Origin of the sequence: Snuella sedimenti, assembly GCF_016428595.1 — a bacterium.
Taxonomy (GTDB): Bacteria; Bacteroidota; Bacteroidia; order Flavobacteriales; family Flavobacteriaceae; genus Snuella; species Snuella sedimenti.
The window spans coordinates 213995-240346 of record NZ_JAELVQ010000003.1 but is presented as its reverse complement, the minus strand read 5'-3'; the positions used below and the strand labels follow the sequence as shown (position 1 = coordinate 240346).

Annotated in this window: 19 protein-coding genes, 2 tRNA genes and 3 rRNA genes; 9 read left to right on the top strand and 15 right to left on the bottom strand. The window is 37.6% G+C overall.

Translation table 11 applies throughout. From position 1 onward, the window contains the following. The 7 genes from JF259_RS17790 to JF259_RS04505 all read right to left on the bottom strand — a co-directional run. A partial coding sequence (locus JF259_RS17790) for a transposase (protein WP_199113837.1) occupies window positions 1-116 on the bottom strand: 116 nt, incomplete at its 3' end. A gap of 1209 nt (window positions 117-1325) precedes the next feature. Continuing rightward, window positions 1326-1433, bottom strand: a 5S ribosomal RNA gene (gene rrf / locus JF259_RS04530). Window positions 1434-1603: 170 nt separating this feature from the next. Next, window positions 1604-4425, bottom strand: a 23S ribosomal RNA gene (locus JF259_RS04525). Between the two features lie 262 nt (window positions 4426-4687). Further along, a tRNA-Ala gene (locus JF259_RS04520) sits at window positions 4688-4761 on the bottom strand. A 139-nt stretch (window positions 4762-4900) separates the two neighbouring features. Beyond that, window positions 4901-4974 (bottom strand) — tRNA-Ile (locus JF259_RS04515). 165 nt (window positions 4975-5139) lie between these two features. Beyond that, a 16S ribosomal RNA gene (locus tag JF259_RS04510) occupies window positions 5140-6659 on the bottom strand. The 16S, 23S and 5S rRNA genes sit together here with 2 tRNA genes alongside, the layout of an rRNA operon. Window positions 6660-6874: 215 nt before the next feature. Beyond that, on the bottom strand, window positions 6875-7021 hold the full coding sequence (locus JF259_RS04505) for a hypothetical protein (RefSeq protein ID WP_199113814.1): 147 nt from the start codon (window positions 7019-7021) through the stop codon (window positions 6875-6877). Between the two features lie 273 nt (window positions 7022-7294). On the opposite strand from JF259_RS04505, the gene thrS reads away from it, so the two are divergent. The 5 genes from thrS to JF259_RS04480 all read left to right on the top strand — a co-directional run bounded on the left by thrS (window position 7295) and on the right by JF259_RS04480 (window position 13966). Next, on the top strand, window positions 7295-9229 hold the full coding sequence (thrS, locus tag JF259_RS04500) for a threonine--tRNA ligase (protein WP_199113812.1): 1935 nt from the start codon (window positions 7295-7297) through the stop codon (window positions 9227-9229). Between the two features lie 29 nt (window positions 9230-9258). Beyond that, window positions 9259-9807, top strand: a complete 549-nt coding sequence (gene infC / locus JF259_RS04495) for a translation initiation factor IF-3 (protein ID WP_199113835.1) — start codon at window positions 9259-9261, stop codon at window positions 9805-9807. Between the two features lie 88 nt (window positions 9808-9895). Further along, entirely contained in the window at window positions 9896-10093 is a 198-nt protein-coding gene (gene rpmI, locus JF259_RS04490; RefSeq protein WP_053975390.1) for a 50S ribosomal protein L35, read from the top strand. 120 nt (window positions 10094-10213) lie between these two features. Next, a complete protein-coding gene (gene rplT / locus JF259_RS04485) occupies window positions 10214-10558 on the top strand; it encodes a 50S ribosomal protein L20 (RefSeq protein WP_199113810.1) in 345 nt (114 codons plus the stop codon). A 156-nt stretch (window positions 10559-10714) separates the two neighbouring features. Beyond that, window positions 10715-13966 (top strand): amidohydrolase family protein, encoded by a 3252-nt coding sequence (locus JF259_RS04480; protein ID WP_199113809.1) that lies wholly within the window; start codon window positions 10715-10717, stop codon window positions 13964-13966. A 60-nt stretch (window positions 13967-14026) separates the two neighbouring features. Here the strand turns inward: JF259_RS04480 and JF259_RS04475 are convergent, their stop codons facing one another. After that, a complete protein-coding gene (locus JF259_RS04475; RefSeq protein WP_199113807.1) occupies window positions 14027-14449 on the bottom strand; it encodes a secondary thiamine-phosphate synthase enzyme YjbQ in 423 nt (140 codons plus the stop codon). A 144-nt stretch (window positions 14450-14593) separates the two neighbouring features. On the opposite strand from JF259_RS04475, the gene JF259_RS04470 reads away from it, so the two are divergent. Further along, the gene (locus JF259_RS04470; protein ID WP_199113805.1) at window positions 14594-15412 is read left to right on the top strand and encodes an HAD family hydrolase; all 819 of its coding nucleotides are present in this window, start codon (window positions 14594-14596) and stop codon (window positions 15410-15412) included. Window positions 15413-15492: 80 nt separating this feature from the next. Further along, on the top strand, window positions 15493-15933 hold the full coding sequence (locus tag JF259_RS04465) for a hypothetical protein (protein WP_199113804.1): 441 nt from the start codon (window positions 15493-15495) through the stop codon (window positions 15931-15933). A gap of 5 nt (window positions 15934-15938) precedes the next feature. On the opposite strand, the gene JF259_RS04460 is transcribed toward JF259_RS04465, so the two are convergent. The 6 genes from JF259_RS04460 to tgt form a co-directional block, all read right to left on the bottom strand. After that, window positions 15939-17123 (bottom strand): asparagine synthetase B, encoded by a 1185-nt coding sequence (locus JF259_RS04460; RefSeq protein WP_394370578.1) that lies wholly within the window; start codon window positions 17121-17123, stop codon window positions 15939-15941. Window positions 17124-17263: 140 nt separating this feature from the next. Then, window positions 17264-18808 (bottom strand): replicative DNA helicase, encoded by a 1545-nt coding sequence (gene dnaB, locus JF259_RS04455; protein WP_199113800.1) that lies wholly within the window; start codon window positions 18806-18808, stop codon window positions 17264-17266. Window positions 18809-18976: 168 nt separating this feature from the next. Then, a complete protein-coding gene (locus JF259_RS04450) occupies window positions 18977-19930 on the bottom strand; it encodes an acetyl-CoA carboxylase carboxyltransferase subunit alpha (RefSeq protein WP_199113798.1) in 954 nt (317 codons plus the stop codon). 69 nt (window positions 19931-19999) lie between these two features. Further along, window positions 20000-20911: a DMT family transporter gene (locus JF259_RS04445; protein WP_199113796.1), complete on the bottom strand. Its 912-nt coding sequence runs from the start codon at window positions 20909-20911 to the stop codon at window positions 20000-20002. 114 nt (window positions 20912-21025) lie between these two features. After that, window positions 21026-22102, bottom strand: a complete 1077-nt coding sequence (locus tag JF259_RS04440; RefSeq protein ID WP_199113795.1) for an LptF/LptG family permease — start codon at window positions 22100-22102, stop codon at window positions 21026-21028. A 92-nt stretch (window positions 22103-22194) separates the two neighbouring features. Next, window positions 22195-23325, bottom strand: coding sequence for a tRNA guanosine(34) transglycosylase Tgt (gene tgt / locus JF259_RS04435; protein ID WP_199113793.1), 1131 nt, complete (start codon window positions 23323-23325; stop codon window positions 22195-22197). Between the two features lie 216 nt (window positions 23326-23541). On the opposite strand from tgt, the gene JF259_RS04430 reads away from it, so the two are divergent. After that, window positions 23542-24108 carry an outer membrane beta-barrel protein gene (locus JF259_RS04430; RefSeq protein WP_199113791.1) on the top strand — a complete coding sequence of 189 codons (567 nt, stop codon included), beginning with the start codon at window positions 23542-23544 and terminating at the stop codon, window positions 24106-24108. A 54-nt stretch (window positions 24109-24162) separates the two neighbouring features. Here JF259_RS04430 and JF259_RS04425 read toward each other — a convergent pair whose 3' ends face one another. After that, the gene (locus tag JF259_RS04425) at window positions 24163-24510 is read right to left on the bottom strand and encodes a VOC family protein (RefSeq protein ID WP_199113789.1); all 348 of its coding nucleotides are present in this window, start codon (window positions 24508-24510) and stop codon (window positions 24163-24165) included. Between the two features lie 235 nt (window positions 24511-24745). Here JF259_RS04425 and JF259_RS04420 point away from each other — a divergent pair, with 235 nt between their 5' ends. After that, window positions 24746-25783 (top strand): methyltransferase, encoded by a 1038-nt coding sequence (locus tag JF259_RS04420; RefSeq protein WP_199113787.1) that lies wholly within the window; start codon window positions 24746-24748, stop codon window positions 25781-25783. Window positions 25784-26352: the final 569 nt, after the last annotated feature.

Below are 26352 nucleotides of genomic sequence, written 5' to 3'. Positions count from 1 at the left end.
CCTTTCCATTCGCACAAAGAGCGTATATCCCTTTCAACCAAGGTCTTTATTGTTCCTTTTAATATTCGCAACCTATACTTTGGGACCCAAACTATGTGATATTCACATTTATATATAACAGACTAAGTTTCTTATATTTGTTCATAGTACAAATATAGGCATAGCCTTCAGAACATGACCACCAGCAAAGCAGGTGGTTTTATAAGATGAAATCAAAAATAACAAGCTAAAATCTAAAAAGCATGCTTTTCAGAGTAAAATACATACACTTACTCAACAAAAAGTAACAACGAAGGTCTATACAAAGTAAAGATTGTTTTATATTTTCATTTAAAATAGTACAGCTCCGAACAGCTTTAAGTCAAGGATAATGAAAAGTAAGACCTACTCCTATCTACAAATAACATATCCCAATTATTGCAATCATTAATATTACTAGCCAACAATGGATACAATTTGCCTAACCTCCTGCTTTTTGAATCCTATAAAAAACTGTCATAACATAACCTATAAGTTGGTAAAATATAAGGTTACTGTATCTGCGAGAGGCTACTAAAACTCCCTTCTGAGATAAGTAGCTATTTCAACTTATCAACTCCATACATCTTAACAAGCCGTATTATAGAAGTTCTTGTTTAAAATTACTGTAAATTTTCTCCTTAAATAAACTACGATGGATATGAAATACATAGCTTTAAACAAAAGAATCATTCTTTTTAATAATCAACTTCTCATTCTAAATATTAACGAGAAACAAAATTATTTTGTTTTGAAAATAGTAGCGAAGATGAGAAGCGCCTTAATAGTCTTAGTTTTCCCGTCCCTCGTTCCTGCTCGGTCGAAATGATATCAGTACTTAAAAATCTATAGAAATAAAGTAACTTCAATAAAATTACAAGATTTAACCTTAACCAAACAACAAAACATAATCCTTATTAAGGAAAAAGATTCCTTTATTACAGTTATTTTAAATAAGAAATGGTATTATACTTATAAAACACCGAAGATGCTAAGATACCTTTTAACACCATTGCTAACACTATAACCATAAATTTAAAACTATTTAATTAATGGAGTTTTTTTATACCTTCGAGGCATTGCTTTGTTTCTAAAAGCCTTTAGAGCTCAGTATAAAGGGGTTACAAATGTAGAATTCTTTCTCTTCAGACTAACTCAAATTTATGCCTAAACACAACAATTGTCTTAACAATTGGTCTTGATCCTCTTGATCCCCTATCCTTGAACCAGACAATCCATTTTGGGGCATGGAGAAAAAAAAGGCAAAAAAAAAAGTCCCGTTCCATATTGTATGGAACGGGACTCAAGAAAGGCGACGACCTACTCTCCCACAAGTGTAGTACCATCGGCGCTAATGGGCTTAACTTCTCTGTTCGGAAAGGTAAGAGGTGAGCCCCATCGCTATAACCACCTTAAATTCTTGGCCATTGGCCGTTCGTCCTTTGCCATTGTCCCTTTGTACCATCAACTGGTAACAAACAGACTGCCATTGACCGACAACCACAGACCGCAGCTAAGCTGCAAATATCTTAACATATTGAAAAAGTTTACATGAACCTATATTACTCTTATAAAAAAACAGGCGTACAATAAGCCTACGGGTTATTAGTACTACTCGGCTCTGACATTACTGCCCTTACACCTGTAGCCTATCGACGTGGTCATCTCCCACGACCCTTTAAAGAAATCTCATCTTGTGGTGGGTTTCGCGCTTATATGCTTTCAGCGCTTATCCCTTCCGAACGTAGCTACCCTGCAGTGCCGCTGGCGCGACAACAGGTACACCAGAGGTTCGTCCAACTCGGTCCTCTCGTACTAGAGTCAGATCCACTCAAATTTCTAACGCCCACTGTAGATAGAGACCGAACTGTCTCACGACGTTCTGAACCCAGCTCGCGTGCCACTTTAATGGGCGAACAGCCCAACCCTTGGGACCTTCTCCAGCCCCAGGATGTGACGAGCCGACATCGAGGTGCCAAACCCCCCCGTCGATATGAGCTCTTGGGGGAGATCAGCCTGTTATCCCCGGCGTACCTTTTATCCTTTGAGCGATGGCCCTTCCATGCGGAACCACCGGATCACTATGCTCTTGTTTCCAACCTGATCGACTTGTAGGTCTCTCAGTCAAGCACCCTTATGCCATTGCACTCTGCGCACGGTTACCAAGCGTGCTGAGGGTACCTTTAGAAGCCTCCGTTACTCTTTTGGAGGCGACCACCCCAGTCAAACTACCCACCAAGCACTGTCCCCTCGAGTGAGGGTTAGACTCTAGACAAGCAAAGGGTGGTATTTCAACAATGACTCCACAACGCCTGGCGACGCCGCTTCGAAGTCTCCCACCTATCCTACACATTACTTATCCAAAACCAATACTAAGCTATAGTAAAGGTGCACGGGGTCTTTTCGTCCCACAGCGGGTAATCGGCATCTTCACCGATACTACAATTTCACCGAGCTCATGGCTGAGACAGTGTCCAGATCGTTGCACCATTCGTGCAGGTCGGAACTTACCCGACAAGGAATTTCGCTACCTTAGGACCGTTATAGTTACGGCCGCCGTTTACTGGGGCTTCATTTGAGATCTTCGCCGAAGCTAAACCCTCCACTTAACCTTCCAGCACCGGGCAGGTGTCAGGCCATATACATCATCTTTCGATTTGGCATAGCCCTGTGTTTTTGATAAACAGTCGCCTGGACCTTTTCACTGCGGCCCACCTGATGGTGGGCGACTCTTCTCCCGAAGTTACGAGTCTATTTTGCCTAATTCCTTAGCCATGAATCTCTCGAGCTCCTTAGAATTCTCATCCCAACTACCTGTGTCGGTTTAGGGTACGGGCTGCTTCCCTCGCTTTTCTTGGAAGTCGATCCTCTGGATTATCACCTTGGCCGAAACCTCAGTGTACTATCGGGGCGTTACCGCTCCCTTCAACGTGCTATTCCGTCAGCACGCACCAAATTCTCGCCTCCGTCACTTTTAACGGGAGCAGGTACAGGAATATTAACCTGTTGTCCATCCACTACCCCTTTCGGGTTCGCGTTAGGCCCCGACTAACCCTCAGCTGATTAGCATAGCTGAGGAAACCTTAGTCTTTCGGAGTGCGGGTTTCTCGCCCGCATTATCGTTACTTATGCCTACATTTTCTTTTGTAGCTTCTCCAGCGGACCTCACGGTACACCTTCGACGACACTACAATGCTCCCCTACCCATCTTTCGATGCCATGGCTTCGGTAGTATGCTTATGCCCGATTATTATCCATGCCGAACCGCTCGACTAGTGAGCTGTTACGCACTCTTTAAATGAATGGCTGCTTCCAAGCCAACATCCTAGCTGTCTAAGCAGTTCAACCTCGTTTTTTCAACTTAGCATACATTTGGGGACCTTAGCCGATGGTCTGGGTTCTTTCCCTCTCGGACATGGACCTTAGCACCCATGCCCTCACTGCTGACCAACATTTTATAGCATTCGGAGTTTGTCAGGAATTGGTAGGCGGTGAAGCCCCCGCATCCAATCAGTAGCTCTACCTCTATAAAACTATAAATCAACGCTGCACCTAAATGCATTTCGGGGAGTACGAGCTATTTCCGAGTTTGATTGGCCTTTCACCCCTACCCACAGGTCATCCGAAGACTTTTCAACGTCAACCGGTTCGGTCCTCCACTGTATGTTACTACAGCTTCAACCTGCCCATGGGTAGATCACACGGTTTCGCGTCTACCACTACTAACTATGGCGCCCTGTTCAGACTCGCTTTCGCTACGGATCCGCACCTGAAGTGCTTAACCTTGCTAGCAACGGTAACTCGTAGGCTCATTATGCAAAAGGCACGCCGTCACACCCAAAGGTGCTCCGACCGCTTGTAAGCGTATGGTTTCAGGTTCTATTTCACTCCCTTATTCAGGGTTCTTTTCACCTTTCCCTCACGGTACTAGTCCACTATCGGTCTCTCAGGAGTATTTAGCCTTAACGGATGGTCCCGCCAAATTCATACAGGATTACTCGTGTCCCGCACTACTCAGGATACTACTATCTAAACTTCGCTTACCTTTACGAGACTATCACTCTCTATGGTCTGTCTTTCCAAACAGTTCTAGTTCGCTCAGTGTCGAATATCGTAGTCCTACAACCCCGGCATTGCCATAACAACACCGGTTTGGGCTAATCCGCGTTCGCTCGCCACTACTAACGGAATCACTTTTGTTTTCTTCTCCTCCGGGTACTTAGATGTTTCAGTTCTCCGGGTTCGCCTCCCTAAGGATAACATGTCTTCAACATGCTGGGTTGTCCCATTCGGATACCTGCGGATCAATTCGTGTGTGCCGATCCCCGCAGCTTTTCGCAGCTTATCGCGTCCTTCATCGCCTCTGAGAGCCTAGGCATTCCCCATACGCCCTTATTTAGCTTATTGTACTTTTTGCTTTTTTAATGAGTTACTGTTAATTAACAACTATGAATCGTCAATTAACGGTCGATCAATTAGATATCGCTCGTGGTGATCCTAATCAATCTATATTATTATTTAAAACTGAATAAATTCAATCTTAATTTTCATGTATCTTTTTCAATATGTCAATGAACTTTTTTCCCAGATTTTTAGACCCCTTAGATTTATTGGATCATTAGACTTCTCTAACTTTCCATGCATCTAACGGCCTAACCATCTAGAACCGTGGAGAATATCGGAGTCGAACCGATGACCTCCTGCGTGCAAGGCAGGCGCTCTAGCCAGCTGAGCTAATCCCCCGTTCCCAGTTGGCAGTCCACAGTCTGCAGTTTGCAGTCGCTTGTGCCGACTTTTGGTGGATCGCTACTTCTAGAATTTCCTTTCAATATTTAATGAACGTCCAAAACCGACTTGACCTTATCAAACCGACCTTGGGTCGTAGTCTCAGGCAGACTCGAACTGCCGACCTCTACATTATCAGTGTAGCGCTCTAACCAGCTGAGCTATGAGACTGTTTCTTAGATGTTGGATACTAGATATTAGATGTTAGATACCCCAATGGATAAACCCTAATCCCTCATATCTAATCTCTCATATCTATGATATTTTAAATTGACAGCAACGAGAACAAACGGTCCCTTTATTGGTTTTTGCTTCCTCTTAGTCGTCTTTCTCTAGAAAGGAGGTGTTCCAGCCGCACCTTCCGGTACGGCTACCTTGTTACGACTTAGCCCTAGTTACCGATTTTACCCTAGGCCGCTCCTTGCGGTGACGGACTTCAGGCACTCCCAGCTTCCATGGCTTGACGGGCGGTGTGTACAAGGCCCGGGAACGTATTCACCGCATCATGGCTGATATGCGATTACTAGCGATTCCAGCTTCACGGAGTCGAGTTGCAGACTCCGATCCGAACTGTGATAGGGTTTGTAGATTCGCTCCTGGTCGCCCAGTGGCTGCTCTCTGTCCCTACCATTGTAGCACGTGTGTAGCCCAGGACGTAAGGGCCGTGATGATTTGACGTCATCCCCACCTTCCTCACGGTTTGCACCGGCAGTCTTGTTAGAGTTCCCATCTTTACATGCTGGCAACTAACAACAGGGGTTGCGCTCGTTATAGGACTTAACCTGACACCTCACGGCACGAGCTGACGACAACCATGCAGCACCTTGTAAGTGGTCCGAAGAAATAGCTATCTCTAGCTAATGCAACTTACATTTAAGCCCTGGTAAGGTTCCTCGCGTATCATCGAATTAAACCACATGCTCCACCGCTTGTGCGGGCCCCCGTCAATTCCTTTGAGTTTCATTCTTGCGAACGTACTCCCCAGGTGGGATACTTATCACTTTCGCTTAGCCACTCAGATAAATCCGAACAGCTAGTATCCATCGTTTACGGCGTGGACTACCAGGGTATCTAATCCTGTTCGCTACCCACGCTTTCGTCCATCAGTGTCAGTACGTTATTAGTGATCTGCCTTCGCAATTGGTATTCTATGTAATATCTATGCATTTCACCGCTACACTACATATTCTAACCACTTCATAACGACTCAAGAAAACCAGTATCAAAGGCAATTCTACAGTTGAGCTGCAGGATTTCACCTCTGACTTAATCTTCCACCTACGGACCCTTTAAACCCAATGATTCCGGATAACGCTTGGATCCTCCGTATTACCGCGGCTGCTGGCACGGAGTTAGCCGATCCTTATTCTTACGGTACCGTCAAGGCTCTACACGTAGAGCGGTTTCTTCCCGTACAAAAGCAGTTTACAACCCATAGGGCAGTCTTCCTGCACGCGGCATGGCTGGATCAGAGTTCCCTCCATTGTCCAATATTCCTCACTGCTGCCTCCCGTAGGAGTCTGGTCCGTGTCTCAGTACCAGTGTGGGGGATCCCCCTCTCAGGGCCCCTATCTATCGTCGCCATGGTGTGCCGTTACCACACCATCTAGCTAATAGAACGCATACTCATCTTGTACCGTAACCTTTAATGAGGTCCCCATGCGGGGACCACATACCATGGGGTATTAATCCAAATTTCTCTGGGCTATCCCCCGGTACAAGGCAGATTGTATACGCGTTACGCACCCGTGCGCCGGTCGCCGGCGGATTGCAAGCAATCCCCGATGCCCCTCGACTTGCATGTGTTAGGCCTGCCGCTAGCGTTCATCCTGAGCCAGGATCAAACTCTTCATCGTTAATTTGTACGTGCCGCCATTATATATAGATACAATGCGGCAACTTTAACGACCAATAGGAATCCCCAGTACTCAAAACGGTCTGTTCTCTTCGTTGAGAATTATCGTTTCCGATAACCCTCTTACGCTGTCAATTCAATATGTCCATGAACTTTATTATCTTCTAAACCCAACTCGTTTCCTCGTTAAGCGGGTGCAAATATAAAACCCTTTTTTTATTCCCAAAAGCTTTTTGAAACTTTTTTTTGTTTTATTTCATCATGCCCTTTTGAACTCCTCGCCCCGGACAAAACCAACACTGGACAGTGCCCCAAAGCGGCTGCAAAGGTAACATCTATTTTTACTTTACCTAACTTTTTCAAAACCTTTTTTTGAACTTTTTCAGTATAAACTGAATACCAAGTGGTTAGACATAGAAAAATATTTGGTTCCGAAAAATAACCCTACAATTACCAAATGTACACATCCCCCACAATGGGTTGAGACCATAAAACTATCCCCGATGAGAAGTGCAATGTTTACAACTTATCATATAGTTGGTATACCCCAAGCAAACAGTTAAAATAATACCTATATATATATTGTATGTATCTTTATATACTATTATCTTTGCCAACTGAATTTAATTTATTTCAATGATAGATATAACATTGCCCGATGGAAGTGTAAAAACGTTTGAAGCAAACGTAACTCCAATGGATGTTGCTAAGAGCATAAGTGAAGGACTAGCTAGAAATGTCATTTCAGCAAATTTTAATGGTGAAACTATAGAAAGTAGCACCCCTTTAACAACCAATGGATCTTTAGTTCTTTATACATGGAAAGATGATGAAGGTAAAACGGCCTTTTGGCATTCATCTGCACACGTTTTAGCACAAGCAATTGAAGAATTATACCCCGGGTCAAAATTAACTATTGGACCTGCTATAGAAAATGGCTTTTATTATGATGTTGATTTTGGGGAGCATACCGTTTCTGAAAAAGATTTTAAAGCCATTGAAAATAAAATGTTAGAAATAGCCCGAGGGAAACATGATTTTAAAATGCGCTCGGCTACCAAAGCAGAAGCTTTAGACTTATATCGAAACAATGAATACAAGACCGAGTTAATAGAAAACTTGGAAGATGGCACAATTACATTTTGCGATCATTCAACATTCACCGATTTATGTCGTGGTGGACATATTCCCAATACCGGTATTATTAAGGCAGTAAAAATCCTATCGGTAGCGGGTGCCTACTGGCGAGGAAATGAAAACAACCCGCAATTAACCCGTGTTTATGGTATTTCTTTTCCTAAACAAAAAGAACTTACGGAATATTTAAACCTATTAGAAGAAGCTAAAAAACGAGATCACAGAAAGTTAGGAAAAGAATTAGAACTGTTCACCTTTTCCCAAAAGGTTGGTCAAGGCTTACCTTTATGGCTTCCAAAAGGTGCCGCACTTCGTGAGCGCTTAGAAAACTTTTTAAAAGCTGCACAAAAAAAAGCAGGCTACGAAATGGTAGTATCTCCCCATATAGGACAAAAAGAACTCTATGTTACCTCGGGGCACTATGCTAAATATGGCGAAGATAGTTTTCAACCTATACGCACTCCAAAGGAGGACGAAGAGTTTTTATTAAAACCTATGAACTGTCCGCATCACTGTGAGATTTATAAGCACAATCAGTGGTCCTATAAAGATTTACCAAAGCGTTATGCTGAATTTGGAACCGTATATCGATATGAACAAAGCGGTGAGTTACATGGTCTTACTCGTGTAAGAGGCTTTACGCAAGATGATGCTCACTTATTTTGTATGCCCGAACAATTAGATCAAGAATTTAAAAATGTGATTGACCTAGTACTATATGTGTTTGGTTCTTTAGGCTTTGAAAACTTTACAGCTCAAGTATCCTTAAGAGATCCTAATAACCCAGAAAAATATATTGGTTCTATTGAAAATTGGGAAAAGGCTGAACAGGCCATAATAAATGCAGCAAAAGATAAAGGGCTTAATTATGTAATTGAAACTGGTGAAGCAGCCTTTTACGGGCCTAAATTAGACTTTATGGTTAAAGATGCTTTAGGAAGGCGTTGGCAGCTAGGCACCATTCAAGTAGATTACAACTTACCAGAACGGTTTGACCTTACATACAAAGGGAGTGACAATGAATTACATAGACCTGTAATGATACACCGTGCTCCCTTTGGAAGCATGGAACGTTTTGTTGCACTTCTACTGGAGCATACAGGTGGTAATTTCCCACTTTGGTTAATGCCAACACAAGCTATTATCCTATCAATTAGTGAGAAATATGAAAAATACTCCGAAAAAGTTTTAAATTTGCTAGAAAATAACGAAATTCGCGCCCTTGTAGACCATAGGAATGAAACTATTGGGAAGAAGATTCGGGAAGCCGAAATGCAAAAGCATCCTTATATGATTATTATAGGGGAGCAAGAAGAGAAGGAAGGAAAAATAACTGTGCGTCAACATGGTGGTGAAGATTTAGGAATGATCTCAGTTGAGGAATTCTCTAAAACAATAACAGCAGAAATAAGCAATACGCTAAAAACATTTTAAAATTAACGTTTAATTAAAAAAATAAGGCCATAGCAATTCGAAGAAGAAGACAACCCACAAGAAGGGTAGAACAAGAGGACAAACATAGGATTAACTCTAAGATCACATCACCAAACATTCGTCTGGTTGGAGACAATGTTGAAGTTGGTATATACGATACTCGCAACGCTTTAAAAATAGCAGACGAGCAAGGTTTAGATCTTGTCGAAATTTCACCTAAAGCAGATCCACCCGTTTGTAAGGTTATGGATTATAAAAAGTTTCTTTACGAGCAAAAGAAACGTGATAAGGCTTTAAAATCGAAAGCGACAAAAGTTGTTGTTAAAGAAATTCGTTTTGGCCCCCAAACAGATGACCATGATTACGAATTCAAAAAGAAACATGCCGAGAAGTTCCTAAAAGAAGGAGCCAAACTTAAAGCGTTTGTATTCTTTAAAGGACGATCAATAATATTCAAGGAGCAAGGTCAAATATTGTTGCTTCGATTGGCACAAGATCTTGAAGAATTTGGCAAGGTTGAACAAATGCCTAAATTAGAAGGTAAGCGAATGACTATGTTCATAGCTCCTAAAAAGTAAAAGATTAAGTAATATTGAAAGATAAAATGCTGAAGTATCTTCAGCATTAAGGTAATTAAGCGAAATAATTAAAAACTAGGAGAAGAAAATGCCTAAAATGAAAACTAAATCTAGTGCCAAAAAACGTTTTAAGTTAACTGGTACTGGTAAGATTAAAAGAAAGCACGCTTTTAAAAGTCATATCTTAACAAAGAAGTCTAAAAAGCGTAAACTTGCTCTTACTCATGATACATTAGTACATAAGTCAGACGAAAACAATGTTAAAACAATGTTACGTTTAAAGTAATACTGTTTTAACCGGTTAAATAAATTATAAACCTTGGAGTTAGGCAACTAAAAAGAATTCAAAGTTCAGAATTTAAAATTCAGAATTAAAGAATCGCCTACTACAAAAAAATTAAAAATTATGCCAAGATCAGTAAATTCTGTAGCAAAAAGAGCCAGAAGAAAAAAGGTTCTTAAACAAGCTAAAGGCTACTTTGGAAGACGTAAAAACGTTTGGACAGTAGCAAAAAATGCGGTTGACAAAGCGATGCAATATTCGTACAGAGACCGCAGAAATAAAAAGAGAACATTCCGTGCTTTATGGATTACGCGTATTAACGCAGGAGCCAGAGAACATGGTTTATCTTATTCTCAATTTATGGGATTATTAAAAGCTAATAATATCGAATTAAACCGTAAGGTTTTAGCCGATTTAGCAATGAACAACCCAGAGGCTTTTAAAGCTGTAATAGAGAAAGTAAAATAAGGCGTTCCGCCTATTGTAAAACATATTATATTCGCTTAATAGAAAATCCGATTCTTCATTGAATCGGATTTTTTTTGTACAAATTTTCAGTTTATTTTAACAGTAGAAGTAAGGCTATATAATTATCTTTCGCCCTAAATTAAAATAAACAATATAATGAATCGTATTCGTATCATTTTACTTCTGCTTATAACATTTTCCCTTAATACTATTGGTCAAGAAAAAGAAACGGTCTGGGATGTTTCAAACCCAGAAGGTAATTGGGACTTCAAAACTTTAGAACTGTCTACTAACGAAGGCACTTGGATGAATTTGGATATAAGTCCAGATGGCACGTTCATTGTTTTCGACATGCTAGGTGACATCTATAAATTAAGCATAAATGGAGGTAAAGCAGAAATACTAAGAGAAGGGCTCCCCTTTGAAGTCCAACCACGTTTTAGCCCAGATGGCAAACACATTTCATTTACCAGTGATGCTGGTGGAGGGGATAACATCTGGATAATGAATATAGATGGTAGTGATGCAAAACAAATTACTAAAGAAGACTTTAGATTATTAAACAACGCCATTTGGACACCAGATAGTCAATACCTAATAGCTCGTAAGCATTTTACCTCTAGCCGTTCTCTGGGTGCTGGTGAATTATGGATGTACCACAAAACAGGTGGTAGCGGTATACAATTAACCAAACGTAAAAACGATCAGCAGGATGTTAATGAACCTTGCATTTCCCCTGATGGAAACTATCTATATTACAGTGAAGATGTTTATCCTGGCGGTGCTTTTGAATACAACAAAGACCCAAATAGTCAAATCTATGTTATAAAAAGATACGATATGACAACCGGAAAGATTGAAACCGTTACGGGAGGTCCAGGAGGTGCTGCCAGACCGCAAATATCCAGAGATGGAAAAAAACTGGCGTTCATTAAACGAGTTAGAACCAATACGGTACTATTCCTTCATGATTTAGAAACCGGTGAAGAATGGCCTATTTACGATCAGCTTAATAAAGATCAACAGGAAGCTTGGGCTATTTTTGGAGTTCACCCCAATTTTGCTTGGTTACCAAATAATGAAGACATTATAATCTGGTCCGGAGGTAAGATAAATAAAATAAATATTAATTCATTAAAAGTAACCCCTATCCCCTTTCGTGTAGATGCAAAAATAAAAATTGCTAAAGCTCTGGAATTTGATAATCCCGTAGCTCCCGATACTTTTAAAGCCAAAGTTATAAGGCATGCCGTTACATCTCCCGATGAAAAAACAATTATATTTAATGCGCTTGGTTATTTGTGGATACAGAAACTACCTAACGGAAAGCCTAAACGACTAACCAATGGAAAGGACTTTGAGTTTGAACCATCTTTTTCTCCTGATGGCAAAAATATTTTATATGTTACCTGGAACGATAAAAATCTAGGGGCAATTTATAGCCTACCCATTAAAGGAGGTATTCCTGTAAAGCTTACAACCGAAAAAGGAATTTACAGAAATCCTTCCTATTCAAATAATGGCGCACACATTGTTTATAGAAAAGAAGCCGGAAACAATGAGCAAGGGAGAACATTTTCCAAAAATCCAGGGCTTTACACTATGAAAGCAGATGGTTCTAGCGTAAAATTAATTTCTAAAAATGGCGACTACCCAATTTACACATCGGATGACTCCCGGATTATATACCAAACTGGAGGTTCCTTTATGGGGGCGTTAACTAAAGAGTTAGTGAGTATTGATATTAATGGCTTTGACAAGCATACACTCATAAAATCTAAACACGGTAACAGATTGGTACCAAGCCCAGATGGTAACTGGATAGCATTTATCCACTTACATAAAGTTTACATGGCTCCCATGCCCAAATCTGGTCAGACATTGGATATTACAGATAAAACCAAGTTTGTTCCAGTTACACAATTAACTAAAGATGCTGGTATTAATTTACATTGGTCGAAGGATAGTAAAACACTTCATTGGACATTGGGCAACACGTATTTCTCTGCCGAAGCAAAAGAAGGTGCAGATCTTGTTGAAGACGGTATTAAAATAAATTTAGAAGTAAAAACGGACAAACCCGAAGGTTTAATTGCCTTTAAGGGTGCCACAATTATAACTATGGAGGGTGAGGAAGTCATAGAAAATGGCACCATTGTTGTCAAGGATAATAAAATTGAAGCCATTGGGAACGTTTCGGATATTAAAATCCCCGCGAACGCTAAGGTTTATGATGTTACAGGAAAAACAATCATGCCAGGTATTGTGGATGTCCATGCGCATATTGGCGGATTCCGATATGGTTTAACTACGCAAAAGCATTGGCAATTTTATGCCAACTTAGCTTATGGTGTGACTACTGCTCACGATCCATCAGCACATACCGAAACCGTTTTTACCCTGTCTGAATTACTTAAAAACGGTAGCTTGGTTGGCCCCCGCCTCTACTCTACTGGCTTTATACTATATGGGGCTGATGGGGATTTTAAAGCAGTTATAAACAATATAGATGATGCTCGCTCTTCTATTAAGCGTACAAAGGCTTTTGGAGCACTTTCTGTAAAAAGTTACAACCAACCTAGACGAGAACAACGTCAGCAAGTCATTCAAGCAGCTCGTGAAGAGGGTATTTTTGTTGTTCCCGAAGGTGGTTCTACTTTTTATCATAATATGACCATGATTATGGATGGGCACACCGGTGTAGAGCACAATATACCTGTAGCTCCTGTATACAAGGATGTTTTAGAACTATGGAGCCATAGCAATACAGGTTATACGCCAACACTTATAGTAAACTACGGCGGCCTTAACGGTGAATACTATTGGTATCAGAAAACGAATGTATGGGAAAAAGAAAAGCTCTTAAAGTATACACCTAGAGGGATTATAGACTCACGTTCCAGACACCGTACCATGGTTCCAGATGAAGAATATACCAATGGTCATATTTTAGTTTCCCAAACTTGCAAGGCTTTAAGTGATGCTGGAGTAAAAGTTAATTTGGGTGCTCATGGTCAGTTACAAGGCCTAGGAGCGCATTGGGAATTATGGATGCTTCAGCAAGGGGGCATGACAAATCATGAAGCCCTAAAAGCTGCCACCATTAATGGTGCCGATTATATTGGTGCTGCTAATGACATTGGTTCATTAAAAGTCGGGAAATTGGCCGATTTGGTTGTTATGGATAAAAACCCGTTAGAGGACATCAAAAACTCCGAAAGCATTATTTACACCATGATTAATGGTCGTTTATACGACACAGAAACCATGAATGAAATAGGTAACCATACAAAAAAACGTGACAAATTTTATTGGGAAAATAACAAGTACAATCAAGCTTTTCCCTGGCATGAAGAAAGCGAAAGCTTTACTGTTCCCAATTGTGGCTGTCATGTAGGCTCTCACTAAAGAATGAAATCTAAAAAGCGCCCTTCTAAAACAAACACAGAACGGCGCTTTTTAGACCTTTTATTCTCCAATTACTGTAATCACCAAATTCCTTGCACCCCCATAATTCCTATGTTCACATAAATATATACCTTGCCAAGTTCCTAAATTGAGCTTGCCATTTGTAATGGGCACTTGCACAGAAGATCCCAATAATGATGTCTTAATGTGTGCTGGCATATCATCGGCTCCTTCGTAGGTATGCTCATAATACGGTGCATTTTCAGGAACCATTTTATTAAAATGCTGTTCAAAATCAGCTCTAACCGTATCATCGGCATTTTCATTAATTGTTAAACTGGCCGATGTATGTTTTATAAATACCTGTAATTGCCCCTTTGCTATTTGATATAACTCTGGTATGCTTTCTAAGACCTCTTCTGTTACTAAATGAAATCCCCTTGGATAAGGCCCTAACTTTATTTCTATTTGAAACAACTTCATACTCTATTGCTTTAACCTTAATTCTAATATCTCTCAAAATTGCACAATTAATTTTTAACTACCTTAAAATATTCATAATAAGTTAATGTAAAACAGGTTGCTATGTCAATTGATAAATTTAAATTTGTGCCTTAATCTGTTTATATGAATTTATCCCAAGTAAAATTAGTAGTGACCGACATGGACGGCACTCTATTAAATTCAAACCATGAAGTCAGCTCTCAATTCTTTGAACTATTTGAAAAAATGAAAGCCCATGACATTCTTTTTGTTGCTGCAAGCGGACGCCCTTATTATGGTATAGTAAACAAATTCGACGCAATAAAAGATGATATGATTATAGTTGCTGAAAATGGAGGTTTAGTGGTTAAAAACGAAACCACCCTTCTTTCTAATCCTATAAAAAAAGATAATTTATCGGAAATCATTTACTTAGTTGCTTCATTAAACAACGTACATCCTGTGTTTTGCACCAAGAAAAAAGCCTATGTTATGGGTAAATCTCAATCTCTTTTAGATCTATTATCAGAATATTATGCGTGCTATGAAATTATTGAGACTCCTGAATGTATAAATGAGGATATCTACAAAATAGCTTTGTTTCACGAAGAAAACTCCGAAAAACACATATATCCACATGTCAAACATTTGGAGTCTAACTTTAAGATTAAAGTTTCTGCCAACCATTGGGTAGACATTTCTGAAAACATTGCAAATAAAGGGCATGCTGTAAATTTAATTCAGAGCATGTATAACATAAAAGAGGAAGAGACTATGGTTTTTGGCGATTACAACAATGATCTTGAAATGCTTGAAACTGCATACTTTAGTTATGCCATGCAAAATGCACATCCTAAAGTTAAATCTGTTGCAAGGTTTGAAACCAAGAGTAATAACGATTTTGGTGTTGAGCATGTTTTACATGAGCTGTTAGTGGAAAAAGAAAAACTAGTCATAGAGTAAGCCATCAATTTATTTTTAAAGCTTACGCAACCTTTTTCATTCTTTATCATCTAATAGTATAAATTAAATGTTATTTAAGAATGAAGCGTACTTTTTTAATTGCACTATCCTGTGTTTTTCTATTAACTAGTTGTTCGGTTAATACTAATGATGAAAACAACAATCAGGTAGTAAGATATTTGTGGCACATAGTAAACGTTACTGGAGGGATTTCTGGTGTTGACGAACAATTTTCATTAGATACAATCGTTTGGGTTTTTGATGAGCTAAATGGTAAACTCTCGGTTACGAACTCTAATGATGATCCTGAAAAAGAAGATGGTTTAGATACGGGTGTGTACGATTTCTCAATTGAAACCATTGGTGGCAATACTTACTTAGTTGTTGATGATATAGAAATTGGCGGTATTACATTCCCTTCTCTAGAAGAAATGATACTTAATGAAAATGAAACGTCTACCGGTCAAGGTGCTGATGGCTTTATATACAGCTTTCAACGAACGGTAGAAGTCGTTCAATAAAAGTATTAGGTTTTCTGCTTCTTTTTTCTAGCTGCAGGAAACAATACATTATTTAATATTAACCTATACCCAGGAGAAGTTGGATGTAAATCGAGTTCTGTCTTAGCATCACCCACACGATGTTGATAGTCTTCTGGGTCATGCCCTCCGTAAAAGGTGAAAAACCCCTTTCCTTTTATACCGTGTATGTATTTAGCCTCTCCATTCGATTTATTTTCACCCATTACCAATACATTCGATTTTATTTCATCTCTTGTAAAAGCAGTTGTTTGTCCCATAAAACCTTTAACCAAAGCGGTATGGTTTTGACATAACATGGTAGGTATAGGATCCCATTTTGCAGAAAACTCCATAAGCGTAAAATAATCGGTAGTTCTGGGAACCACACGTTTTCTCGTCATATCTATCGAAGAAAATTCATAAACTGTCGGGCTCCGTTCTAATGTGAAGTCTGTAAAGGCAAAGGTTTTATTATAGTCAATCTTGTTTTGGTAACTTGGGTCACTGCCATCGCCGTCAAACATTGGCTCACAGATGTCAACGCCCTCGGCAGACAAAGCGATATCAAAACTATCGGTTGCACTGCACATGGCAAACATAAAACCTCCTCCAACAACATAATCCCTGATCTTTAAAGCGACGTCCAACTTATCTTGGGATACTTTACTATATCCTAACTTTGTTGCCAACGCTTCGGCATCTTTCTTTTCTTGAATATACCAAGAAGTGGCCCTATAAGTCCCATAAAACTTCCCATATTGCCCTGTAAAATCCTCATGGTGCAAGTGTAGCCAATCAAATAATAATAAACCATCATTTAACACCTCTTCGTCATAAACCGTTTCATAAGGTATTTCGGCATATTGCAATACCATTGTAACAGCATCATCCCAAGGCAACTTGCCCTTAGGGGTATAAACAGCTATTTTTGGTGCTTTTTCCAAAACAACGGCTTCCATATTCTGGCTTGGGCTACTAACATATTCTAAAATACTTTCGGCTTCATTGTTTGAAATGACCTCGAAGGACACACCTCTAATTTGACATTCCTGTTGAATTTCGGCTACATCGGGCAACAAAAAAGAACCACCTCTATAATTCAATAACCATTTTACTTTTAGCTGCTTACTTAATGTCCAATAGGTAACACCATAAGCTTTTAAATGGTTCTTTTGACTTTCGGCATCCATTGGAATAAGCAGATACGAAGCAAATGTATTTATTGATAAGAATACAAATAATATGATAACCAAAGGCTTCTTCATAGACCGAAAGGTAATCAAAAATAATCTTGAGTTAAAATTCTTTAAAGAATATTCTACGTTAAAAATTAAAACGGTACATCGGAGTCTTCGTCGTCATTAAACGAGCTTCCAAAAGCTTGATCTGGACTTGCCGTAAAGTTATCAGTTGACTTAAACGGATCATCGTTATCGCCTGCGTTCATCTTACTATGGAATTCAAATGGCGAGTCAAAGTCATCCAAATTATCAAACTTACCTAAATGTCCAAGGAATTTCAATCGAATATTTTCTAAACCACCATTTCTGTGCTTTGCTATAATAAATTCTGCTTGCCCTTCTGTTGGAGATCGCTCATCATCATCCCATTCTTCAATTTTATAATACTCTGGTCTGTAAATAAACGATACGATATCGGCATCTTGTTCAATTGCACCAGATTCACGTAAATCTGATAATAATGGGCGTTTACTACCACCACGTGTTTCAACTGCACGTGATAGCTGAGATAATGCAATAACTGGAACCATTAGTTCTTTTGCAAGTGCTTTAAGGTTTCTGGAAATCATGGAAATTTCCTGTTCACGGTTACCGCCATGACTATTACCACCGGTCATTAACTGTAAATAATCAATAATAATTAACTTAATACCATGTTGCGAAGATAGTCTTCGCGCCTTTGCCCTTAGATCAAATATAGAAAGTGATGGTGTATCATCAATGTATAATGGCGCCTTTTCTAAGCCTTTTACTTTTACATTAAGTTGTTCCCATTCATGTTTTTCTAATTTTCCGGTACGTAACTTCTCTGAGGATAAACCTGTCTCACTTGAAATTAGCCGTGTAATTAATTGAACCGATGCCATCTCTAACGAGAAAAAAGCCACTGGTATATTTTGATCGACGGCTATATTTCGTGCCATAGACAGCGTTAAAGCTGTTTTACCCATACCAGGACGTGCTGCGACAATAATTAAATCGGAAGGTTGCCATCCAGAAGTTAATTTATCTAGTTTATCAAATCCCGTTGGTATCCCACTAAGCCCTTCTTTATTGGAAATCTCTTCAATTTTCTTCTTTGCCTGAATAACCAATTCTTGAGCTGTTTCACTGGATTTTTTAATATTACCTTGGGTAACTTCGTATAGTTTAGATTCTGCATTATCCAACAAGTCGAAAACATCCTTCGTTTCATCGTAAGCTTCTTCAATAATTTCACTTGAAATCTTGATTAAACTACGTTGAATAAACTTTTGCAAAATAATGCGTGCATGAAATTCAATATGTGCCGAAGACGACACTTTTTGGGTTAATGAAATAAGGTAAAAATCCCCTCCAACTAACTCCAGTTTTCCATTTTTCTTTAATTGCGTTGAAACGGTTAATAAGTCAATTGGTTCACTGTTCTCAAACAATTGAAAAATAGCTGCAAAGATATGTTGATGTCCTTCTTTGTAAAAAGCTTCTGGATTCAATATATCGATAACCTCATCAACACCTTTTTTATCAATCATCATCGCTCCTAACACAACCTCTTCAATATCAACAGCTTGCGGTGGTATCTTTCCCTTTTCGAGATTAATTATGGTACTTTTATCAACTTTATATCCTTGAATTTGGTTGGGTTGTTTCATGATTACGAATGTAATTAAAATGAAAATGTTTTTAAGATAAAGCTAGTTATCATTGTTAACCATTCATTAACAATCTAACTGTTAATAAATTACAAATATTGTGAATAACTACAAAAAAAATCTGAAGCTTCTCACTTCAGATTTTAAGATGATATGATTTTAAAAGGCTTAACCTTTATAGACTCCCATTTGAACATATTTTTCCATTCGCTGAGACACCAAATCTTTTGGTGATAAGTTTTTTAAAGCTTCATAATTTTTCAAAATAGCATTACTTACAGTTTTGAAGGTCTTCTCTCGATTTCTATGGGCACCACCAAGAGGTTCCTTGATGATCTCATCTACTAATTTTAATTTTTTCATATCGCTCGCCGTTAGCTTTAATGCTTTAGCTGCTTGTTCTTTATATTCCCAACTATGCCATAGAATAGACGAACATGATTCTGGAGAAATAACAGAATACCATGTATTTTCCAACATAAGCACTCTATCTCCAACTCCAATACCCAAAGCACCACCAGAAGCTCCTTCACCAATAACGATAGTTATAACAGGTACTTTTAAGCGTATCATCTCTAAAATATTTCTGGCAATTGCCTCTCCCTGTCCACGCTCTTCGGCTTCAAGTCCCGGGTAAGCTCCCGGAGTATCTAAAAGGGTCACTACTGGTATACCAAATTTTTCAGCAGATTTCATTAACCGCAGAGCTTTTCTATAGCCTTCAGGATTCGCCATTCCAAAATTTCTGTACTGGCGTGTTTTTGTATTATACCCTTTTTGTTGTCCTATAAACATAAAGCTCTGATCACCTATTTTCCCAAGGCCTCCTATCATTGCTTTATCATCCTTGAAACTTCTATCGCCATGCAACTCTAAAAACGAATCTCCACAAATGGCTCTTATATAATCTAATGTATACGGTCTATCAGGATGTCTTGACAACTGTACACGTTGCCATGGTGATAAATTTTTATAAATCTCTTTTTTAGTGTCTGTAAGCTTTTTTTCAATCTGTGCACATGTTTCAGAAACATCTACATCACTTTCCTCTCCTATCACTTTACATTTTTGCAATTGTTGCTCTAAGTCTTTTATTGGAAGTTCAAATTCTAAATATTCCATAAGAATTTATGTTATTAGCTATTAATTCGGTTAGCGTACAAATATAAAAACTTTAATTATGATACACTGTTAAGATTCTTTTCTTTTTAATATTCTTAAGTTTTTTAAAATTCCATTTAAGAATACTGTACCAATAATAATAGAGGCTCCATAATAAAATAACGGACTCATTTTTTCTTTTTCTGGGAAAAGGATAATGGCCATTAAAATACCGTAAACCGGTTCCAAATTATAGGTTAAAACTACAGTATAGGGACTTATATGCTTCATAACTTGTACAGCAGCAATAAATGCATATGCCGTACAAATGGAAGCCAAAATAAAAAGGTAACCAAAATCGGCTTTACTAATATTAAAAAAATCTTCTGAAAAGCCATCATCGAAAAGTAATATAAATACCGAAATAAAGATCGCCCCACTTAAAAATTCATAAAAAGAAATAACCGTAGCTGTATGCTGTTTTAAAAAATGTCCATTAAGGACGGCAAATAAAGACGATAAAAAAGCGGAGCAAATACCCAATACAATTCCGGTAACATATTTTATTTCGCTTTGTGTTATTACATAAACGCCTATTATAACAAGAATACCAAGAAAAATTTCGTACCAAATTATACGTCGTTTATAAATAATGGGTTCAATAAATGAAGCAAAAAAAGCCCCGGTAGAAAACATTGCTAATGCTATAGACACATTAGCTTCGTCGATGGAGCCAAAAAAAGTGATCCAATGCAATGCTATGATAATACCAGCAATAAATAACCTTAAAACAGCCTTTGGAGCTATTCTTATTTTAACCTTGGCCACCTTAACATAGATTAACATGATTAATGAAGCAATTAGCATCCTATACCACACCAAATCGATGGCTTTAATGCTAATTAATTCTCCCAAAATAGCAGTAAATCCAGCTATAAAAACCAAGAAATGAAGGTGGACGAAATTTTTAAGTTTGGGTTTGTTATGAAGCAATCTATTCATTTTAAATTACTCTTTTATTAACTTTATTAAAAGGCCTATTTAGCTTTAATTCTACCTGTAATTTTGCTTCATTAACATGCTAAACACCCAAGATAATCCTGCTTTTTATTAATCCTAGCGCTTGGCTTTAATTAGTAGATAAATAGCTAAAATCCCAAAAATCACATTAGGGAACCATACTGCTATTAATGGCGGAAAATCTGATTGTTCTGCCATGACACCAAAAATCTTATCGAAAAAAACAAATACCATAGCAATGCAAATACCTACAGCCAAATTAACTCCCATTCCGCCACGACGCTTAATAGAAGAAACGGCTACCGCTATAATGGTTAAGATAAATACTGAAACTGGTAAACTCCATTTCCTATAAAGCACCAATTTGTAACGTCCAACGTTTGATGAGCCCCTAGCTTCTTCCTTGTCTATAAATCCCTTTAAATCTGAATACCCTTTTGTTTCCGCAGCATATATAACAGGGATAAGATCATCAACATCAAAAGTAAAGATCGTATCCTTTCTTCTAATGATTTCCAAGCTATCAACCGACGCATTAATGTTGCGCTTTACATAATCTGTTAACTGATACACTGAATCCTTATCGATATACTTAATTGTTCTGGCCTTTATTTTATAAACTAACTTATTGTCTTCAAAATGCTCCAAGGTAAAATCCTGCCCCTGTTTACTTTTAATATTAAAACTACTTACATAAATAATTTCATTATCATTGATTTGTCGATATACATTGGTGTTCTGAACGGCACTTCTCCCCTTTTTAAAATATTTATAACTAAAATCATTAAAACCTTTACTTGCTTTAGGAGCTAAATACATGCCTAATACCAAAGACAAAATTCCAACAAAAAAAGCGCCTATCATATAAGGGCGCAAAAACCGTGTAAATGAAACTCCCGAACTTAAAAAGGCTATTACCTCGGTATTATTGGCCAGCTTTGATGTAAACCAAATAACCGATAAAAACAAAAACAATGGGAATAAAAGGTGAGCAAAATAAATGGTGAAGTCCCAAAAATACAGCATCACTTCACCAAATGGCACTTCATTTTCTAGAATTTTACCAATCTTCTCTGCTAAATGGACTGTTATCCCAATTGGAATAAACAGCAACAGCATCATGAAAAATGTAAACAAATAACGTTTTAAAATGTACCAATCTAAAATTTTCACACGTTTAGATTTTAGTTAATTAATTACCTGATTTATATTGAACTCATCTTGACTTTTCCAATTGGTTAAAAAAGTCAAGATGAGTCCATTAATTACAAACGTTTATCCATTTGTTTCACCATTTTATCTTTCCACTCTCTAAAATCACCTGCTAATATATGTTTTCTAGCTTCACGAACCAACCACAAATAAAAACCCAGATTGTGTATGGTAGCTATCTGCTTGCCTAACAACTCGTTAACAGTAAACAAATGCCTTAAATACGCTTTACTGTACTCGGTATCTACAAATGTTATGCCCATTTCGTCTATGGGAGAAAAATCGTCTTCCCATTTTTTGTTTTTAATGTTTATTGTTCCATGTGCGGTAAACAACATACCATTCCTTGCATTCCGAGTTGGCATCACACAATCAAACATATCTACTCCTAACGCAATATTCTCTAAAATATTGATAGGAGTCCCAACGCCCATTAAATAGCGTGGTTTGTCTTCTGGTAAAATACTACAAACCACATCGGTCATAGCATACATCTCCTCAGCCGGCTCTCCAACCGATAAACCTCCAATAGCATTAGCAACCGCACCAGCATTAGCTATGTATTCGGCCGATTGCATACGCAAGTCCTTATAAGTGCTTCCTTGTACTATTGGAAAAAAAGCTTGACCATAATCGTACTTTAGTGGTGTTTTATCTAAATGGGCAATACAGCGATCCAACCAACGATGTGTCATATGCATTGAACGCTTTGCATAATTATAATCACACGGATACGGGGTACACTCATCAAAAGCCATAATAATGTCGGCTCCAATGCTCCTCTGAATTTCCATCACATTTTCTGGGGTAAACACATGGTAGCTTCCATCTATATGGGATTTAAACTTAACGCCTTCTTCTTTAATTTTTCTATTGGATGATAATGAATAAACTTGGTATCCCCCAGAATCGGTTAATATATTCCTATCCCAATTCATGAATTTATGCAATCCACCTGCCTTTTCTAAAATTGGGGTTTGTGGTCTTAAATATAAGTGATAGGTATTGCCTAGAATAATGTCAGGGTTTATATCATTTTTGAGTTCGCGTTGGTGTACTCCCTTTACTGAAGCAACAGTTCCAACTGGCATAAATATTGGTGTTTCAATAACACCGTGGTCTGTCGTTATTTTTCCTGCTCTTGCCTTACTTTGTGAATCTTTAGCTTTTAATTCAAATTTCATGTATATCAATTTATCATGCCTTAAATCCTTTATACAATCTTACATTATAAAGTATACCAATCGCTAAACATTTTTTACTTTAGCTTACTTAAAAAATTTAAAGACAATCGTTGGCAAATATAATTACTATAAACTACATGAAATGTTATAAAAAGAAAATAATATTGTTTTGGCAACGTTTTTGATTAATGTCTTATTAATAAAAAAAATACTATTATGAAACATCCCATTTTTATTTTACTATTATTAGTATCAATTCCTACTTCTGTAATAGGCCAAACAGCGCATGGCTTTGGATTTAAAGCCGGTCTAAACTATAATGCCAACGGTAATTATTTTGAGTCCATTAAGACAATACATCCTGATAGAAATATAGGCTACCACTTTGGATTGTTTGGTAAAATAGGAAACCAAATCTATTTTAAACCTGAAGTTGTTTTTACAAAAACAAAGAGTGATTATAATGATGATAGTTTTAGCATGCAAAAACTAGATGCCCCATTACTAGTAGGTTTAAAAGTTATAGGACCTATTAGTGTTTTTGGCGGTCCCGCTCTGCAATACATATTAGATACAGAATTTGATGGTATTTCCATTAATGATGTTGAAAACGAATTCTCTGTTGGACTTAATTTTGGTATCGGGCTTAACTTTAAAAAGATAGGTTTAGATGTAAGGTACGAACGTGGTTTTAGCGATAATGAAGCCAAGTTTTTAAACAATGAAAGCCGATTAGACACAAGACCCGATCAGCTTATTTTAAGTTTATCCTTTATTTTATAACCTTAAAAGGCCATTTAAATATTTTTTAATACTATTTAAATGGCTTTTTCTTATTCATTTATCCGACCAAACTGCCAATTCATTTCCTGAAGGGTCTAGAAAATGAAAACGACGCCCACCGGGAAACGAAAATATGTCTTTAGAAACCTTCCCTTTAGCTGCTATAATTTTTGATTTTATTGCGTCTAGTTCTTGGTGGTACATCACTACTAGCACACTATTAACAATAACATCTTCTGTTCTTTCAAAACCACCTTCCACACCACTTTCTGAAAATGCTATATAATTAGGCCCATAATCGGTAAAACGCCAACCAAAGACCAGATTATAAAACGTTTTTATTTTTTCAAGGTCAGTTCCTTTAAACTCTATATAATTGATTTGATTGTTTTTAATCGCCATCTATAAATAATTTTGTTTGTTTCGTTATCTAACTGAAATGTACAAAAATTAAGAATCAATTAAGAGTTTATAAAAACCCCAACAAGTAAAAGGTTCCGAAAAGAACTACTCCAATTCTTAATTGTGAAGCTTTTTCAAGCTTATCTTTTAAACTCTAAATTTATTATATTTAATATCTGTATAACTATTATTACGTACTTTATTCTCAACAAAACAATTCTTAACAAGCAACCAAATGGATAGAGAAAACACAAATCAAGTAACCCCATCTAAAATCATGCAAATAGGCATGGGCTTTTGGGCGTCAAAAACCCTTTTAACAGCTGTTAATATGGGGCTATTTACGCATTTAGCCAATAACCCATTAACCGCTGAAGCCATTCAGAAAAAACTAGGATTGCATAAAAGATCACTTTTCGACTTTTTAGATACTCTGGTAGCCCTAGGTTTTTTAAAACGTACAGAAATTAAAGAAACTGCCTTATATAGTAATTCTGAAGATGCCGATATGTTTTTAGACAAAAACAAATTAAGTTATATAGGAGGCATTTTAGAAATGTCCAACAATCGACTATACCCGTTTTGGAATGACCTGGAAACATGTTTAAAAACTGGTAAACCCCAAAACGAAACAAAACATGGAGGGCAACCAATTTTTGAAGCACTTTATAGTAACGAAGATACCCTTAAAGAGTTTATACATGGTATGGGAGGTGTACAAGCAGGTAACTTTATGAAATTGGCTCGTGAATTTGATTTTTCCAAACATAAAACCCTTTGTGACATTGGAGGTTCCGGTGGCAATCTATCTATACATGTTGCCAAACACAACCCACATATTAAATGTATTTCATTCGACCTTCCTCCAGTTGGTTCCATTGCAGAAGAAAATATCAAAATGATGGGATTAAATGATAGAATAGATGTTGTTTCCGGTGATTTCTTTAAGGATGATTTCCCCAAAGCAGATATTATTACCATGGGCAATATTTTGCACGATTGGGGAATGGAAGACAAGTTAATGCTAATTAAAAAAGCCTATGACGCATTACCAAAAGGCGGATTATTTATTGTTATTGAAAATATAATTGATGATGAAAGAAATAAAAATGCTTTTGGCTTAATGATGTCCTTAAACATGGCCATTGAAACTGACAAAGGTTTTGATTTTACAGCTTCAGACTTTAACCAGTGGGCTTTAAGTGTCGGATTTTCAGAAACGAATATTATGCCTTTAACGGAGCCTTCAAGCGCTATAATAGCTACTAAATAGTTATTCAGAAGGAGGCTGTGGCCGACTGAAGAATCTGTTGTTTGAGGTTAGAAGTTTCAAGTTTGAAGGTTTCAAATTTCAAGTTAAAAAGTTAAGAACTAATTAATAATCAATCGTCAATAATCAATCTTAAGTTGATTCATTCAGACTGTATATGCTCCCTAACCTTGTTCAAAATGTAAGATCGAAAAATCACAGTTACCCAAAAGATTGACTTAAGATCGCTACGCTTTTAGATTCAAAAATTTAGACTGTTTTATTTTGAGTATGTTAAAATTTCTGTCTTCTTAAAAAGTGCTTCTAGTCGCGGAAATAAAAGGTATTATATTATGCAAAACAAGAAAATATAAAGTGTTGGTTTTCAATTTGTCCGTTGTCTTTTATCAAGCAGTGAAACGGTCTTGCTTCAAAAGTTTTGGATGCCTAATGTCGAAAAAAAAGAATTTATTGAAACAAACTATCCCCAAAAAAGTGTGAGATACAGGTATACAGAAAAATAAAAAATCCGGAGATTATACACTCCGGATTTTAAAAACTGTTTTTCTATAGCTAGTAAGGGGTATTCAAGC

Bases quoted from the DNA above. Each gene is read 5' to 3' on its own strand.
- thrS (WP_199113812.1), top strand. From the start codon at position 7,295: ATGATAGATATAACATTGCCCGATGGAAGTGTAAAAACGTTTGAAGCA.
- rpmI (WP_053975390.1), top strand. From the start codon at position 9,896: ATGCCTAAAATGAAAACTAAATCTAGTGCCAAAAAACGTTTTAAGTTA.
- rplT (WP_199113810.1), top strand. From the start codon at position 10,214: ATGCCAAGATCAGTAAATTCTGTAGCAAAAAGAGCCAGAAGAAAAAAG.
- JF259_RS04480 (WP_199113809.1), top strand. From the start codon at position 10,715: ATGAATCGTATTCGTATCATTTTACTTCTGCTTATAACATTTTCCCTT.
- JF259_RS04475 (WP_199113807.1), bottom strand. From the start codon at position 14,449: ATGAAGTTGTTTCAAATAGAAATAAAGTTAGGGCCTTATCCAAGGGGA.
- JF259_RS04470 (WP_199113805.1), top strand. From the start codon at position 14,594: ATGAATTTATCCCAAGTAAAATTAGTAGTGACCGACATGGACGGCACT.
- JF259_RS04465 (WP_199113804.1), top strand. From the start codon at position 15,493: ATGAAGCGTACTTTTTTAATTGCACTATCCTGTGTTTTTCTATTAACT.
- JF259_RS04460 (WP_394370578.1), bottom strand. From the start codon at position 17,123: ATGGATGCCGAAAGTCAAAAGAACCATTTAAAAGCTTATGGTGTTACC.
- dnaB (WP_199113800.1), bottom strand. From the start codon at position 18,808: ATGAAACAACCCAACCAAATTCAAGGATATAAAGTTGATAAAAGTACC.
- JF259_RS04450 (WP_199113798.1), bottom strand. From the start codon at position 19,930: ATGGAATATTTAGAATTTGAACTTCCAATAAAAGACTTAGAGCAACAA.
- JF259_RS04445 (WP_199113796.1), bottom strand. From the start codon at position 20,911: ATGAATAGATTGCTTCATAACAAACCCAAACTTAAAAATTTCGTCCAC.
- tgt (WP_199113793.1), bottom strand. From the start codon at position 23,325: ATGAAATTTGAATTAAAAGCTAAAGATTCACAAAGTAAGGCAAGAGCA.
- JF259_RS04430 (WP_199113791.1), top strand. From the start codon at position 23,542: ATGAAACATCCCATTTTTATTTTACTATTATTAGTATCAATTCCTACT.
- JF259_RS04425 (WP_199113789.1), bottom strand. From the start codon at position 24,510: ATGGCGATTAAAAACAATCAAATCAATTATATAGAGTTTAAAGGAACT.
- JF259_RS04420 (WP_199113787.1), top strand. From the start codon at position 24,746: ATGGATAGAGAAAACACAAATCAAGTAACCCCATCTAAAATCATGCAA.